Here is a 14,160-nt window from a genome sequence, read left to right on the forward strand (position 1 = left end):
CGAAAGGAAAGCCAGATGCTGATCCTGATCCTCGGCGTGGCCCTGTGGTGGGGTGCGCATCTCTACAAGCGGCTGGCGCCCCGCCAGCGGGCGGCGATGGGCGAGCGTGGACGCGCCATGATCACGGGGCTTCTGGTGCTGGCGGTCATCCTGATGGTCATCGGATACCAGGGGGCTGACGGCGCGTTCTTCTGGGGACGAAGCCCGGCGCTGGTCGGCATCAACAACCTGCTGGTGCTGGTGGCCTTCTACCTGTTCGCGGCCGCGGGGATGAAGACGAAGGTCACGCAATACACGCGGCACCCGATGCTTTGGGGCTTCTCGCTCTGGGCGGTGGCGCATCTGCTTGTGAACGGCGACGTGCCGTCCTTTGTGCTGTTCGGTGGGCTTCTGGCCTGGGCCCTGGTCGAGATGATCGCGATCAACCGCTCGTCCCCTTGGGTTCGTCCGACCGGACCCTTTCCCGCCCGCAAGGAGGCGATGGCCGCAGCTGGCGCCGTCATCGTCATGGTCGTCGTCGGGCTGATCCACGGGTGGGTCGGACCCTGGCCTTTCGGAGGAGCATGATGCCCCAGATCTATCGCTGCATCACCGAGGATGACACCTCGACCTTCTGCCACCGCGTCAGCGAGGCGCTGTCAAAGGGCTGGGCGCTGCATGGCAGCCCCACGATGGCCCATGATCCGTCCAAGGGCGTCATGCGCATGGCGCAGGCCGTGACCAAGACGATCGAGACGGAATACCATCCCGACATGAAGCTGGGGCAGCAATGACCAAGAACAACCCCGGACGGTTCTTCGAGGATTACAGCGTCGGCCAGACCATCCGGCATGCCGTGCCGAGGACCGTGGCCGAGGGAGAGCGGGCGCTCTACCATGCGCTCTATCCCGCGCGGCATGCGCTCTATTCGTCGGATGAATTCGCGATCGCCTGCGGGCTGGACGGCAGTCCCATGGACGACCTGCTGGCCTTTCACACGGTATTCGGCAAGACCGTCCCCGACATCAGCCTGAACGCGATCGCGAATCTCGGCTATGCCGAAGGGCGCTGGCATCGCCCTGTCTGGCCGGGCGACACGCTGCGGTCGGAGTCGACAGTGATCGGGGTCAAGGAAAACTCCAACGGCCAGTCCGGTGTGGTTTGGGTGCGCACGCGGGGGATCAACCAGGTCGGCGACGTCGTGCTGGACTATGTCCGGTGGGTCATGGTCCGCAAGCGCGATCCCGGCGCGCCTGCACCGGAACCCGTCGTGCCAGACCTCGCGATCGCGGTCGATCCCGCCGATCTCGTGCTGCCTGAGGATCTGAGCTTCCGCGACTACGACTATGATCTTGCGGGCGAACCACACCGTTGGGGCAACTATGAGATCGGTGAGAAGATCGACCACGTCGACGGCATCACCATCGAAGAGGCCGAGCACATGCTGGCCACGCGGCTGTGGCAGAACACGGCGAAGGTCCATTTCGACGCGACGCAGCGGCCGGACGGGCGGCGGCTGATCTATGGCGGCCACGTGATCAGCCTGGCGCGCTCGCTGTCCTTCAACGGGCTGGCCAACGCGCAGATGATCGTCGCACTCAATGCCGGCGCACATGCCAACCCATGCTTTGCCGGCGATACCGTCCGGGCCTGGTCAGAGGTACTGGACAAGGCGCCGACATTGGCGCCAGGCGTCGGCGCGATCCGCCTGCGGCTGGTCGCGACCAAGGGCGACAGCGGCGTATTCGCGCTGCGTGGCGACGACGGTAAGTACCTGCCCGAGGTTCTTCTGGATCTGGACTTTTGGGCGCTGATGCCGGTGTGACCAGGCTCCGGCTTCTTTGTGATCACGCGCATCGACGCCGTGATCACAAAGCTGAATTTCCGCAGCATTTCCGCGCGTGGGGTGGCATCTGCGGATGACAGGTGGCACAACTGTTGCCAATAACGGCACCAATCGCCAGCCCGACGGGCCAGCCCAGGCATGCCAGGGACGCCTTCGACGGGACTGTTTGAACCGATAAAGGAGGGCCGCACATGGCCGATGTGAACCGGGGTAACCGGCCGCTTTCCCCCCACCTTCAGGTTTACCGCCTGCCGATCCCTGCGGTCGCCTCGATCATGACGCGGATCACGGGGCACGCGCTTGTCGCGGGGATCGTGCTGCTGGTCTGGTGGCTGGTCGCCGCCGTCTCCAGCCCGCAGGCCTTCGCCGCGGCCGACTGGATCGTCCGGTCATGGCTGGGCTTCATCATCCTGACGGGGTCGGCCTGGGCGCTGTGGTTCCACGCGCTGTCAGGTATCCGCCACCTGTTCTACGATGCCGGCATGGGGCTGGAAATCGAGAACGCCAAGCGGAACTCGTGGATCATCATCATCGGTTCGGTCGCGCTGACGCTGCTGAGCCTGATCATCTTCTTCATCGGCTGAAGCGAGGGCATCATGCGCTATATCACCCCCCGCAAGGCGGCCACCGGCCTGGGATCGTCGCGTTCGGGCACGGCCCATCACTGGCACCTGACGGTCAGCAGCTATGCGATGGTCATCCTGACGCCGCTGTTCCTGATTGCCGTAGGCCAGGCGATCGGACTGCCGCAGGAAGGCGTCGTCGCCCATTTCGGCCGTCCCGTGCCAGGCATCATCACCGCTCTGTTCGTCATCGTCGGGATGATCCATTTCATCAAGGGTACGCGGATCATGCTGGACGACTATGTCCACGGCGAGGCCAACAAGCTGGCGGTCATCGCCGCCACCATCTTTGGGTGGGCCGTCATCGCCGCCGCGGTCTTCGCGCTGGCCAAGATGGCCTTCACCATCATCGCGATCTGAGGACGACATGGCTGCATATCAAACCGAAGTTCATGATTATGACGTCGTCGTCGTGGGTGCCGGTGGCGCCGGCCTGCGCGCCACGCTCGGCATGGCCGAACAAGGGTTGCGCACGGCCTGCGTGACCAAGGTCTTTCCGACGCGGTCGCATACCGTGGCCGCGCAGGGCGGCATCGCTGCGTCGCTGTCGAACATGGGTCCGGACAACTGGCAGTGGCACATGTACGACACCGTGAAGGGGTCGGACTGGCTGGGCGACACCGACGCCATGGAGTATTTGGCGCGCGAGGCGCCCAAGGCAGTCTATGAGCTGGAACATTACGGCGTGCCCTTCAGCCGGACCGAGGACGGCCGCATCTATCAGCGTCCCTTCGGTGGCCACACGACGGAATTCGGTGAAGGCCCCCCGGTGCAGCGCACCTGCGCCGCGGCCGACCGCACGGGCCACGCCATCCTGCACACCCTTTATGGCCAGTCGCTGAAGAACAATGCCGAGTTCTTCATCGAATATTTCGCGCTGGACCTGATCATCACCGATGGCCGCTGCACCGGCGTCGTCTGCTGGAAGCTGGACGACGGTACGATGCACGTCTTCAACGCCAAGATGGTGGTGCTGGCGACCGGCGGCTACGGCCGCGCCTATTTCAGCGCAACCAGCGCCCATACCTGCACCGGCGACGGCGGCGGGATGGTGGCGCGGGCCGGCCTGCCGCTGCAGGACATGGAGTTCGTGCAGTTCCACCCGACCGGCATCTACGGCTCGGGCTGCCTGATCACCGAAGGCGCGCGCGGCGAGGGCGGCTATCTGACCAACTCCGAGGGTGAGCGCTTCATGGAGCGTTATGCGCCGACCTATAAGGATCTGGCCAGCCGCGACGTCGTCAGCCGCTGCATGACCATGGAGATCCGCGAAGGCCGCGGCGTTGGCGCGGACAAGGACCACATCTTCCTGAACCTGATGCACTTGCCGCCGGAAACGCTGCACGAGCGCCTGCCGGGCATCAGCGAAAGCGCCAAGATCTTTGCGGGCGTTGACGTGACCCGCGCGCCGATCCCCGTCTTGCCGACGGTGCACTACAACATGGGCGGCATTCCCACGAACTACTGGGGTGAGGTTCTGGCGCCGACCGAGGATGATCCCGACGCCATCTTCCCCGGCCTGATGGCCGTGGGCGAGGCCGGCTGCGCCTCGGTCCACGGGGCGAACCGTCTCGGGTCGAACTCTCTGATCGACCTTGTGGTCTTCGGCCGGGCGGCGGCGATCCGGGCCGGTGCGGTCGTCGACCGGGCGGGCGCGGTGCCATCGACCAACCAGGCCGAGGTGGACCGGGCGCTGGACCGCTTCGACGGGCTGCGCCATGCCAAGGGCGCCATATCCACGGCCGAGCTCCGCAACCAGATGCAGCGCACGATGCAGGCCGACGCCGCCGTCTTCCGCACCGACAAGACGCTGGCCGAGGGTGTCGAGAAGATGGAGGCGGTCGCCGGCAAGATGGACGACATCAAGGTGACCGATCGCGGCATGATCTGGAACACCGACCTGATGGAGACGTTGGAGCTGACGAACCTGATGCCCAACGCCCTGACGACGATCGTCGCGGCCGAGGCCCGCAAGGAAAGCCGCGGCGCCCATGCGCACGAGGATTATCCTGAGCGGGATGACGCCAACTGGCGCAAGCATTCGCTTGCCTGGGTCGAGGGCAACAAGGTTAAACTGGCCTACCGCCCCGTCCACCTCGAGCCGCTGACGACGGCAGGGGAAGGCGGGATCGACCTGAACAAGATCGCTCCGAAGAAAAGGGTTTACTGATGCGCTTCAACCTCATCGCCGCTTTCGGCCTTTCCGCCGCCACCCTGGCGGGCTGCGTCGCCCCGGTTCCCGTGGCCGGCCCCGCCGTTCCGGCCGCGCCCGTGGTCACGACGCCGACCGTTCTGGACGCGGCCTCGCGTCAGGTGGCCCGCAACGTGATCAACACGCAGATGCAGTCGCGCCTGCCGGGCGCAAACGTGGCGCCCTATACCGATTGCGTCCTTGCCAACGCCACCACGGCCGAGCTGATCGACATCGCCCAGATGTCGCGCGCCGGTGCCTCGGGGGCTGCCGACAGCGTGGCGGCCATTGTCTCGAGGCCGGCGACGACGCAGTGCATCGCCGCCGCGGCGCGCACGGCCTGATATGATCGCGCGGGCATCTCTGCTGGTCCTTCTGCCGCTTGCCGCGGCGCTGTCGGCTTGCGGCCCGGTCCCGGTGGGCCAGGCCGAGCGGAGCTGTCTGCGCGACGCCCGACTGGCCGAACGCCCTCGGGGCCACGCGGTCCTGGGGGTCGGCGGAGGGTCAGGCGGAAGCCAAGGTTTCGGACGGGTCGAGCTTGAGGTCAGCGGCGACTATCTGATGCGTCGCGACCCGTCCGACGTCTTTGCCCGATGCGTCGTGGCGCGATCTGGCCAGGCGCCGACGCGTCCGCTGGACGACCAGCCCGGCTGGCGGACCGGCACGTGGTGACAGCCTTGCCAGGCCGCAGGCTGATCCTGCATGTCGGTGTGCAGAAGACCGGCACAACCTCGCTCCAGCGATTCCTGAAGCTGCGGGCGGCAGAGCTGTCCGACCAGGTGATCGTCCGCACGCCCGAAGAGGGCACGCCGATGCGTCCGCTTGGCCGGGCCGCCATTGCGGCAAGCCTGTCGGATGACAAGGACCACAGGCAGGCCCTGCGCGTCGCCTTCGAGGATGTGCTGGACACCGTGCCCGACGGGCCGCAGACCGTTATCCTCAGCCACGAGAACCTGGCAGGCGCGATGCCCGGCAATGGCGGGGAGACGCGGCTTTATCCCGCCCTTCCACGGATCGTGAAGATCCTGCGCAAATGCGCGCAGGCCTATGGATTTTCCGGAGAGGTCGTCCTTTATACAAGGCAGATGCTGTCGTGGCGGCCGTCGGTCTGGGCGCAGGCGGTGCGGACCGACGGATATGCCGACACGTTTCAGACATTCATGGACCGAACGGCCGGCCTGCCGGAGTGGGAAGACCTCGTCGACCGCCTGCGCGCTGCGTTGGGGTCCGACGTCGTGACGCGGCTGCGGCTGGAAGACGAGACGGACCTGGGCAGGCCGGGGCGGCAGCTTCTGCTCCACGCCGGCATCCCTGCCGCACGCATTGACGCGTTGGCCCCGCTGGACGGCGCCGCGATGGAGCGTCTGAACGGCGGCTCGACCGAATTTCTCCGCCAGCTGAACGGCTTGGCGCTCAACCCTCATGCGCGTGACCGGGTCGCTGACCTTGTCGCCCGCGCCCAGTACCTGTTTACGGCCGACGCGCCGTCCGAAGGCACTCTCTGAAAGGAGCACCCAATGGTCCAGTTCACCCTGCCCAAGAACAGCCAGATCCGGGTCGGCAAGACCTGGCCCAAGCCCGAGGGCGCAACCAACGTCAAGAAGTTTACCATCTATCGGTGGGAGCCCGAGACCGGCGAAAACCCGCGGCTGGACACTTATTTCATCGACCTCGACAAGTGCGGGCCAATGGTTCTGGACGCACTGATCAAGATCAAGAACGAGATCGACCCGACGCTGTCCTTCCGCCGGTCCTGCCGCGAGGGGATCTGCGGGTCCTGCGCCATGGTCATCGACGGCGGCAACCGGCTGGCCTGCATCTTCGGCATCGACGAGGTGAAGGGCGACATCGCCATCTATCCTCTGCCGCACATGCCGGTGGTCAAGGACCTGATCCCCGACCTGACGCATTTCTACGCTCAGCACGCCTCGGTCAATCCCTATCTGCAGACGAAGTCGCCAACGCCGGGCAAGGAGTGGAAGCAGTCCATCGAAGACCGCAAGAAGCTGGACGGGCTCTACGAGTGCATCCTCTGCGCCTCCTGCTCGACGGCGTGCCCGTCCTACTGGTGGAACGGCGACCGCTATCTGGGACCGGCCGCGCTGCTGCACGCCTATCGCTGGATCATCGACAGTCGCGACGAGGCGACCGGAGAGCGTCTGGACGGGCTTGAGGATCCCTTCAAGCTCTATCGCTGCCACACGATCATGAACTGCACCAACACCTGCCCGAAGGGGCTGAACCCAGCAAAGGCGATCGCCTCCATCAAGCACATGATGGTCGAACGGGCCGGCTGAACTGGTTTGAACCGCCCCGCTCAGGGGCGGTTTCTTCTCACGCCTCAGCGATCAGGCCGGCCATCCAAAGGCAGGGGCGCTGTCGGCCCGCTTTCCTCCAGATGCCAGGTGGCCGCCCAATCTCCGCCGGATCGGTCCAGCACGAGGAAATTCCGTTCGGCGCTGTAGCGGGTCCGCTGGCCCGGCAGCGGCTGAATGCGGATCGGATGGCCCGGCAGCGGGTTTTCCCCCAGCCACGCCAGCGCCCCCAGAAAGCGCGCCCATCCCTTGGGCGGCGCGCGATGGGCGATCCCCGACGCGACAAGCTGGTGCAGCTGCTGCCCGCGTCCCGCATCCATGACGGCACGGGTGGCCAGATGGATCTCTCCGGACAGCGCCGTCAGGTTGTGGCCGTCCTGTTGCAGCATGTCGCGGGCGGTTGCCAGCATCCGGCGCCATTCCTCTCGGTGCGCTCGGCTCTGCCACTGGTCGCGCAGGTCGTCCTCGTATTTCTGCATCCGCGGGATGATCCGCATCAATCCTTCCAGCAGCGACATCCGCGGTCCCAGAAGCGGTACGCTGGACATCAGCATGGTGTGCCCCTGGAAAGCGGCCTGCGTCTCGGTCTCCATCTGCGACCAACTGCCAGGGCCCATGATGCGCTTGCGGCTCCGTTCGGACCGCAGATCTGGCGCCAGGATGCGCAAACTGGCGGCGCGGATGCCCCAGCCCAGATGGGCACCTCCGCTGTCGAAAAAGCGGGCTGGCAGGTCCCCTTCGGTCGCGCCGTGCTGGAAGATCAGGAAGCATTCCCGAGCGACCGCGAAGAGCGTTTGCCCGACGGCTGATTCGGTCCTGGAACGCGGCAGCGAGCCCCAGCCATCACAGATGTCGTGGTCGTCCCATTGCATCAGCGACGGCACCCGGGCGGCCAGCCAAGCCAGCTCGGGCGCGGCATAGAGCGCCCTGTAGCGCGCAAAGAACCTGTCCCGCAGATGGTCGCGCAGATCGGCCAGCGCCTCGGCCGACGGCGCGTCGGGAATGCCGTCGGGCCAGTCCTCGCTCAGGGTGTGGCCCTGCGTCACCTCGTCGGCATAGACCTGATCGCCACCGTGCAGCATCAGCGCGAAGGGGCGGTGCCGGTGCTCGTCCCGCAGGCGAGCCCACATGGCGTTGCGCTCGGAGCCCTCGCGTTCCATGTCGCCGATCTCTTCGCCGTTGCAAGAGACATAGGCCAGGCGCAAATCGCCGGTTGTGTCGCCTGCGATGTCGAAGTCCTGGTCGTTCCAGCGATAGGTCGATGTGCGGTCGGAAGGTACATCGAACCGCATCCGCCAGACCGTGGTGGCGCCTTGGCAGGCGATCCGCTTGGCGGCAACCTCCTGCCGCGAAAGATAGATCGGGGGCGGTGTTTCTTCCTTTGTTCCGACGAACAGCGCCGACAGGTGAAGCCGGCCGCCCGCAATGTCGTCGAGCAGCAGGACCGGGCCGATGATATTCGCATGGTGAACTGGCATCTGCACCAACTATGCAGGCCGCGTGCCTCTTGCAATCTGCAAAGCGATGATTGCTGCAAGGGGGGTGGCGCGCAGGCGCGAAGGCAGTTGAACACCCCGCGTGGTGCCATCCATCGAAGAAAGGTACCGTCTTCCGAGTTGCTTGGGCGCTGGTCTGCAGAAGCAAGGAGAGATTTCAACAGGCACGCCATCTGCGCCGGCATGTCGATGGCGAACATCGCCGGCGGAGCGGTGGTTGGCAGCCTTCTGGCCTTCGCCGGATACGGTCACTTGGCGTCGTTAGCCATGGCGAGGGGTTCGACTTGTCCTGCCGCCTCAACGCCGGCCAGCCGGGGGTCTTGCAGGCCTTCGCTCAGCGCAGCGGGGAAAGCAGACCGCCGGGTGGGCGGTCCGCCGGCCGGTGTCAGCCCTCGATGCTGCCGAAGTCGGCAATCTGCCGGCCTGCCTCGCGGATGCGCGAAAGCAGGTTCAGGCGGTTGCGCCGGACGATCTGGTTGTCGGTGTTCACCTGCACCGCCTCGAAGAAGGCGTCGATGGGGGCGCGCAGGGCGGCGATGGCGGTCATGGCGGCAGGATAGTCCTCGGCGGCCATGGCGGCCTTGATCTTCGGCTCGGCGGTGTCGAGGGCGGTGAACAGGCCGCGCTCCTCATCCGTCTCGGCGAATTTCGGGTCGGCGCCGAAGCTGTATTCGACGCCGTCCTTCTCCTCGGCCTGCGCCAGAATGTTGCTGGCGCGCTTGAGGCCCTGCGTGAGGTTCCGCCCATCCTCGGTCGCCAGCATCCCGTTCAGCGCAGTGGCGCGAGCAACGACACGGACAAGGTCGTCATTCCCCTCCTGCGCCAGCACCGCGTCGATGATGTCATGCCGGATGCCCTGCTCGCGGAGGTGGACCTTGAGGCGGTCGTGGAGGAAGGAGAGGAGAGTTTGCTCGTCAGTGACGGGTGCGTTGCGTTGCAGTCGAAGCGACTCGATCAGTTCCCGGGACTTCTTGTCACGTTCCTGTTGCAACATCATCGACGCGCGTAGCTCTGTTCGGTGCGTCCTGAGAATCTCCGGCTCGACTCCCAACCATGCGGCGGCAGCTTCACTGTCCTCGCGGTCCTCCCTGAGGAACCGGTGCAGTTCCTGGGAGTAGTGGCGCCGAGTTCCATCACCTATGACGCTGGTGAGTTTTGCGCGGATCGAACCCGTTAGCAGCAAGCGGATCACGCCCAAGGCCGCCCGCCGAAGTGCAAATGGATCCTTGGACCCTGTCGGCTTCTCACCAATCACCCAGAAGCCGGTCAGCGTATCGATTTTGTCTGCCAGCGCGACGGCGACCGAGACCGGCGCGGTCGGCACTTCGTCCGAAGGGCCAAGCGGCTTGTAGTGGTCGCGCGCTGCATCGGCCACGGCGGCGGGTTCGCCCGCTTCCAGCGCATAGTAGCGGCCCATCGTGCCCTGCAGCTCGGGGAACTCACCGACCATGGCCGAGCGGAGGTCCAGTTTCGCCAGGCGCGCGGCGCGTTCGGCCTGGTCGGGATCGGCGCCGACCAGCGGGGCGATCTCGCGCGACAGCGCAGCGATGCGGTCGATGCGGTCGGCTTGGGAGCCCAGTTTGTTGTGGAAGGTCACCGACTTCAGGCCCTCGGCCCAGGTCGCCATGCCGGCCTTCGCCTCTCGCAGGTCGTTCTCCCAAAAGAAGGCCGCGTCCGACAGGCGGGCGGCCAGCACGCGCTGATTGCCAGACAGGATCGTCGCGCCGTCGTCGAGTGTTTCGATATTGGCGACGGTGACGAAGCCCTCGATCCGGCCGGTGGAGGGGTTCAGGGCCGAGAAGAACTTCTGGTGTTCCTTCATCGAGGTCTGCAGGACCTCGGGGGGCAGGGACAGGAAGCGGGCCTCGATTACGCCCATCAGGGGGACGGGCCATTCGACAAGGCCCGCGACCTCGGCCAGCAAGCCCTCGTCGGGGACGATCTGCCAGCCGCGGGCGAAGGCGAGGTTCTCGGCCTGCGAGCGGATCTCGGACGCGCGTTCGTCGGCGTCCAGCATCACCGTGGCGCGGCGGAGCTTCGTCGCATAATCTTCGAAGCCGGTGACGGCGAAGGCGTCAGGGGCCATGAAACGGTGGCCGCGGGTGCGGTTGCCGGCTTCGATCCCGTCGATGTTCAGCGGCACGACCTGCGCGCCCGCCTCATCCGAGAGGATGCAGAGGATGGAGTGCAGCGGCCGGACCCAACGCAGGTTCCCTGCGCCCCAACGCATCGACTTGGGCCAGGGGAAGTTGCGGATGGTCGCCTCGAGCACTTCGGCCACGATTTCCGCGGCAGGGCGGCCGGGATGGGTGATGGTGGCGAACCAGACCTGGCCCTTCTTGTCGTCGCGTGCCTCCAGCTGCTCGCGTGTCAGGCCGGTGGAACGCAGGAACCCTTCCAGCGCCTTTTCCGGCGCATCGGTGCGGGGGCCCTTGCGTTCCTCGCGCGTGGTGGGGCTGTGGTCGGTCAGCCCCTCGACCGTCAGGGTCAGGCGGCGGGGCGTGCTGAAGGCTCCGGCGCTGGCATAGGTGAGGCCGGCCTCCACCAGGCCGTCGGTGATCAGGCGCTTCAGGTCGTCGCGCGCGCGGGCCTGCATCCGGGCGGGAATCTCCTCGGAAAAGAGTTCGATCAGCAGGTCGGGCATCAGTCCATCACTCCGCGTTCCGGGGTCTTGTCGTTGTATTGGTGCCAGCCGAAGACGCGGCCGTCGGGATAGACAGCCAGCACGCGGTCCACATCCGGGTGGATCTCGGCCTGCGACAGCACGGCGCGGGCGGCGCCGCTTTCCAGATCGGCGCCGATTTCTGCAGCATCAAAGCAGTCGAACCAGCGCGGACCGATCAGTGGGGTCGCGCCATCGAAGGGCTGTGCGTCGGCGGGCACCTCTGCGCGTGCGCAGGCACGCCACCGCAGCGGGGAGCTGTCGGCATCGATGCCTTCGAAATCGGTCAGGGTCAGCGGCTGTTCACCGGCTGGCGTCGTGACGCTGATGGCTGCGCCGGTCGGGTCGATGCGGTCGTAGTAACCATATTCCTGCGCATACCACATGCCGCCGCCCGCCGCGACGGCGGCCAGCAGAAGGCTGGCGGCGGCGAACTTGCCCCAGTTCATGCGGCGGTCCCTGCGGCGTCGGTCGTCAGGAACAGATCGGCACAGCCCTTTGCCAGGGCGCGAACGCGGCCGATATAGGCCTGCCGCTCGGTCACGCTAATGACGCCGCGCGCATCCAGCAGGTTGAAAAGGTGGCTGGCCTTGATGGCCTGGTCATAGGCCGGATGGGCCATCGGGATGCGGCGGCCGGCGCTGTCGTTTTCGGCGGCAGCCAGGATGCGGGCGCATTCGGCCTCGGCGTCCTTGAAGTGCTGGAAAAGCATCTCCGTGTCGGCCTGATCGAAGTTCCAGCGCGAATATTCCTGTTCGGTCTGGCGGAAGATGTCGCCATAGGACAGCGCGATGGGGCTGTCCGGGTCGTTGAAGGGCATGTCCATGACATGCTCGACCCCCAGGACGTACATCGCCAGTCGTTCGAGGCCATAGGTCAGTTCCCCGGAGACGGGGCGGCAGTCATGGCCGCCGACCTGCTGGAAATAGGTGAACTGGCTGACCTCCATCCCGTCACACCAAACCTCCCACCCAAGGCCCCAGGCGCCGAGCGTGGGGGATTCCCAGTCGTCCTCGACGAAGCGGACGTCGTGGACCATCGGGTCAAGACCAATGGCGCGCAGACTGCCCAGGTATAGCTCCTGCAGGTCGGGCGGGGACGGTTTGATGATGACCTGGTACTGGTAATAGTGCTGCAGGCGGTTCGGGTTCTCGCCATAGCGGCCGTCGGTCGGGCGGCGCGAGGGCTGCACGTAGGCCGCGGCCCATGATCTTCCGCCCAATGCGCGCAGCGTCGTCGCCGGATGAAAGGTGCCCGCGCCCACCTCCATGTCGTAGGGTTGCAGGACGGCACAGCCCTTGTCGGCCCAGTACGACTGCAGGCGCAGGATGATCTCCTGAAAGCTGCGGGGGCGGTTGGGGCTGGTCATCGGGCCATCCTTTTGCATAGATCGGGCGAGGCGTCGGCGTCTTCTAGGCGCGCGACGGAACAGGGTCAATAAAGGCCCGTCCGCGGGCAGGGGCCCGCGCGGGTGGTCAAAGGGGGTCCGGATGCGGCGGTTGGCGGTGATGGTTCTGGCGGCGCTTCCCGCTGCCGGGTGGGCGCAGGACGCCGTGATCCGCATCGAGGCCAAGCGCGATCCCGCTGCGGCGCAGGCGGCAGCGCTGGAATGGGCAGGGCGGCTGGAGGACGTGGTCCTGCTATCGCTGCCCGGCGGCTGGACCGGCATCGCAGTGGGACCTTTGGACCGGGCCGAGGCGGAGGACCGGCTGTCGCAGTTGCGGGCGGCGGGACAGTTGCCGGCAGACAGCTTCGTCAGCGTGCCGCCCCAGGGAACCGCGCTGACGCCCGTTGCTGAAGGCGCGGCAACTGCGGCCACCGAACCTGTGCCGGAACCCGAAACCTATCTGCGGCTGGAGGCCTTTGCCGACCGAGCCGAGGCGGATGCGGCGCTGACCCGCCTGCGCCGCATCTTTCCGGCCGCCGGGATGTGGCAGCTGCCCGATGGCTGGTTCGCGCTGACGCTCGGGCCGGTCGATCCGGCGGCGGGGCAGGCTTGGCTGCCCGTCCTGGCGCGGGCCGACATGATCCCGGATGACGCGATGCTGACCACGGATGCCGATCTGGGCCAGGTGGTCGAGGCCGGGCAGGCGCCGCGGCTGCCAGCGCCCGACGCGCCGCAGCCACTTCCTCCGCTGGAGGAGGTGCAGCGGGCGCTTCGGTGGGCCGGCCACTATCCAGGAGAGATCGACGGCACCGACGGCCCGATGACCCGCGCCGCCATCCAGGCCGAGATCGTGGGCGCGCGCGCCTCGACCGACCCCGGCACCGCCATGCGGGCGCTGATGCAGCGCCGCGCCGACTGGCGCGAGGAGATGGGTTTGCGGACGCTGCAGGACGACGCGACGGGCCTGTCGGTGACCGCGCCGATGTCGGCGCTGGCCTTCGACCGGGCGGAACGGGCGCTGTCGATTTATGGCCCCCAGGACGAGTCCGGCGCGGCGCTGATTCTCTTCAGCCAGCCGGGAGGACAGCAGGAGCTTCTGGACCTAACCGGGCTCGTGACCGCGCTTGGCTGGGTGCCACGGCCCGAGCGCCGCGTCGAACGCGGCCATGTCAGCCTGTCGGGCGAGAACGAGAACCACATCGGTGCCGCCGAAGGCTGGGTCCGTGACGGCCGGGCCGAAGGCTTCGTGCTGATCTGGCCGGCCTCTGACCCCTCGACCCAGGCGCAGATCCTGGCAGAGTTGAGCGACAGCCTATCCCGTCACGCCCCCGGCATGAACGAGGCGGAGCCGCCCGCGCCGGCGATGCCCTAGGTGTTCAGTCCCGGCATCTGGTGGATCGGGTTTAGGATGAATCTGTCGGGCTGGGATGTCCAGATCTTGCAGATGAATTCGTAAGGCGTGAGGGCCAGCCATGGTCCGCCATCGGTCCAAGGACCATGGCTGGCGAGGGTCTTGAGCCGGCGGGCGAAGTTATAGGCTGGCATGAAGTCCGCGAGATGGGTGCGGAGCTGATCGTGGCTATCGTAGTGGAAGCGTTTGACGGTCGCGTCCTTGATCGTGCGGTTCATCCGCTCGACCTGCCCGTTTGTCGGGAAAACAG

General features: G+C 66.6%; 16 protein-coding genes. 11 read left to right on the plus strand and 5 right to left on the minus strand.

The window, feature by feature from the left end; genetic code table 11:
* Positions 1-15: 15 nt before the first annotated feature.
* The 10 genes from OC184_RS13970 to OC184_RS14015 all read left to right on the plus strand — a co-directional run bounded on the left by OC184_RS13970 (position 16) and on the right by OC184_RS14015 (position 6,936).
* On the plus strand, positions 16-567 hold the full coding sequence (locus OC184_RS13970; RefSeq protein ID WP_265507796.1) for an NnrU family protein: 552 nt from the start codon (positions 16-18) through the stop codon (positions 565-567).
* Positions 567-773: a DUF1737 domain-containing protein gene (locus OC184_RS13975; protein ID WP_265507797.1), complete on the plus strand. Its 207-nt coding sequence runs from the start codon at positions 567-569 to the stop codon at positions 771-773. The genes OC184_RS13970 and OC184_RS13975 overlap by 1 nt, the downstream gene beginning before the upstream one ends.
* Positions 770-1,804, plus strand: coding sequence for a MaoC family dehydratase (locus OC184_RS13980; protein ID WP_265507798.1), 1,035 nt, complete (start codon positions 770-772; stop codon positions 1,802-1,804). The genes OC184_RS13975 and OC184_RS13980 overlap by 4 nt, the downstream gene beginning before the upstream one ends.
* A 212-nt stretch (positions 1,805-2,016) precedes the next feature.
* On the plus strand, positions 2,017-2,409 hold the full coding sequence (gene sdhC / locus OC184_RS13985; protein WP_265507799.1) for a succinate dehydrogenase, cytochrome b556 subunit: 393 nt from the start codon (positions 2,017-2,019) through the stop codon (positions 2,407-2,409).
* 12 nt (positions 2,410-2,421) lie between these two features.
* Positions 2,422-2,808, plus strand: coding sequence for a succinate dehydrogenase, hydrophobic membrane anchor protein (sdhD, locus tag OC184_RS13990; protein WP_265507800.1), 387 nt, complete (start codon positions 2,422-2,424; stop codon positions 2,806-2,808).
* A gap of 7 nt (positions 2,809-2,815) precedes the next feature.
* Positions 2,816-4,618, plus strand: a complete 1,803-nt coding sequence (sdhA, locus tag OC184_RS13995) for a succinate dehydrogenase flavoprotein subunit (RefSeq protein WP_265507801.1) — start codon at positions 2,816-2,818, stop codon at positions 4,616-4,618.
* A complete protein-coding gene (locus OC184_RS14000; protein ID WP_265507802.1) occupies positions 4,618-4,983 on the plus strand; it encodes a hypothetical protein in 366 nt (121 codons plus the stop codon). The genes sdhA and OC184_RS14000 overlap by 1 nt, the downstream gene beginning before the upstream one ends.
* Before the next feature lies 1 nt (position 4,984).
* Complete coding sequence (locus tag OC184_RS14005) at positions 4,985-5,311, plus strand: hypothetical protein (protein WP_265507803.1); 327 nt, start codon at positions 4,985-4,987, stop codon at positions 5,309-5,311.
* Positions 5,305-6,144: a hypothetical protein gene (locus OC184_RS14010; RefSeq protein WP_265507804.1), complete on the plus strand. Its 840-nt coding sequence runs from the start codon at positions 5,305-5,307 to the stop codon at positions 6,142-6,144. Before OC184_RS14005 ends, OC184_RS14010 begins: the two co-directional genes overlap by 7 nt.
* Before the next feature lie 12 nt (positions 6,145-6,156).
* The gene (locus OC184_RS14015) at positions 6,157-6,936 is read left to right on the plus strand and encodes a succinate dehydrogenase iron-sulfur subunit (RefSeq protein ID WP_265507805.1); all 780 of its coding nucleotides are present in this window, start codon (positions 6,157-6,159) and stop codon (positions 6,934-6,936) included.
* Positions 6,937-6,980: 44 nt separating this feature from the next.
* Here the strand turns inward: OC184_RS14015 and OC184_RS14020 are convergent, their stop codons facing one another.
* The 4 genes from OC184_RS14020 to OC184_RS14035 all read right to left on the minus strand — a co-directional run bounded on the left by OC184_RS14020 (position 6,981) and on the right by OC184_RS14035 (position 12,481).
* Positions 6,981-8,432: an alkaline phosphatase D family protein gene (locus OC184_RS14020; RefSeq protein ID WP_265507806.1), complete on the minus strand. Its 1,452-nt coding sequence runs from the start codon at positions 8,430-8,432 to the stop codon at positions 6,981-6,983.
* 403 nt (positions 8,433-8,835) lie between these two features.
* Complete coding sequence (glyS, locus tag OC184_RS14025) at positions 8,836-11,094, minus strand: glycine--tRNA ligase subunit beta (RefSeq protein WP_265507807.1); 2,259 nt, start codon at positions 11,092-11,094, stop codon at positions 8,836-8,838.
* On the minus strand, positions 11,094-11,561 hold the full coding sequence (locus OC184_RS14030; protein WP_265507808.1) for a DUF6446 family protein: 468 nt from the start codon (positions 11,559-11,561) through the stop codon (positions 11,094-11,096). The genes glyS and OC184_RS14030 overlap by 1 nt, the downstream gene beginning before the upstream one ends.
* Positions 11,558-12,481 carry a glycine--tRNA ligase subunit alpha gene (locus OC184_RS14035; RefSeq protein ID WP_265507809.1) on the minus strand — a complete coding sequence of 308 codons (924 nt, stop codon included), beginning with the start codon at positions 12,479-12,481 and terminating at the stop codon, positions 11,558-11,560. The genes OC184_RS14030 and OC184_RS14035 overlap by 4 nt, the downstream gene beginning before the upstream one ends.
* Before the next feature lie 121 nt (positions 12,482-12,602).
* Between OC184_RS14035 and OC184_RS14040 the strand changes: the two genes are divergently transcribed.
* Complete coding sequence (locus OC184_RS14040) at positions 12,603-13,871, plus strand: peptidoglycan-binding domain-containing protein (RefSeq protein WP_265507810.1); 1,269 nt, start codon at positions 12,603-12,605, stop codon at positions 13,869-13,871.
* Here the strand turns inward: OC184_RS14040 and OC184_RS14045 are convergent.
* Positions 13,868-14,160: integrase core domain-containing protein (locus OC184_RS14045; protein ID WP_265507811.1), on the minus strand; the 293-nt coding region annotated here is incomplete at its 5' end. The genes OC184_RS14040 and OC184_RS14045 overlap by 4 nt on opposite strands.

The organism is Paracoccus rhizosphaerae, from assembly GCF_026162645.1.
Lineage (GTDB): Bacteria > Pseudomonadota > Alphaproteobacteria > Rhodobacterales > Rhodobacteraceae > Paracoccus > Paracoccus rhizosphaerae.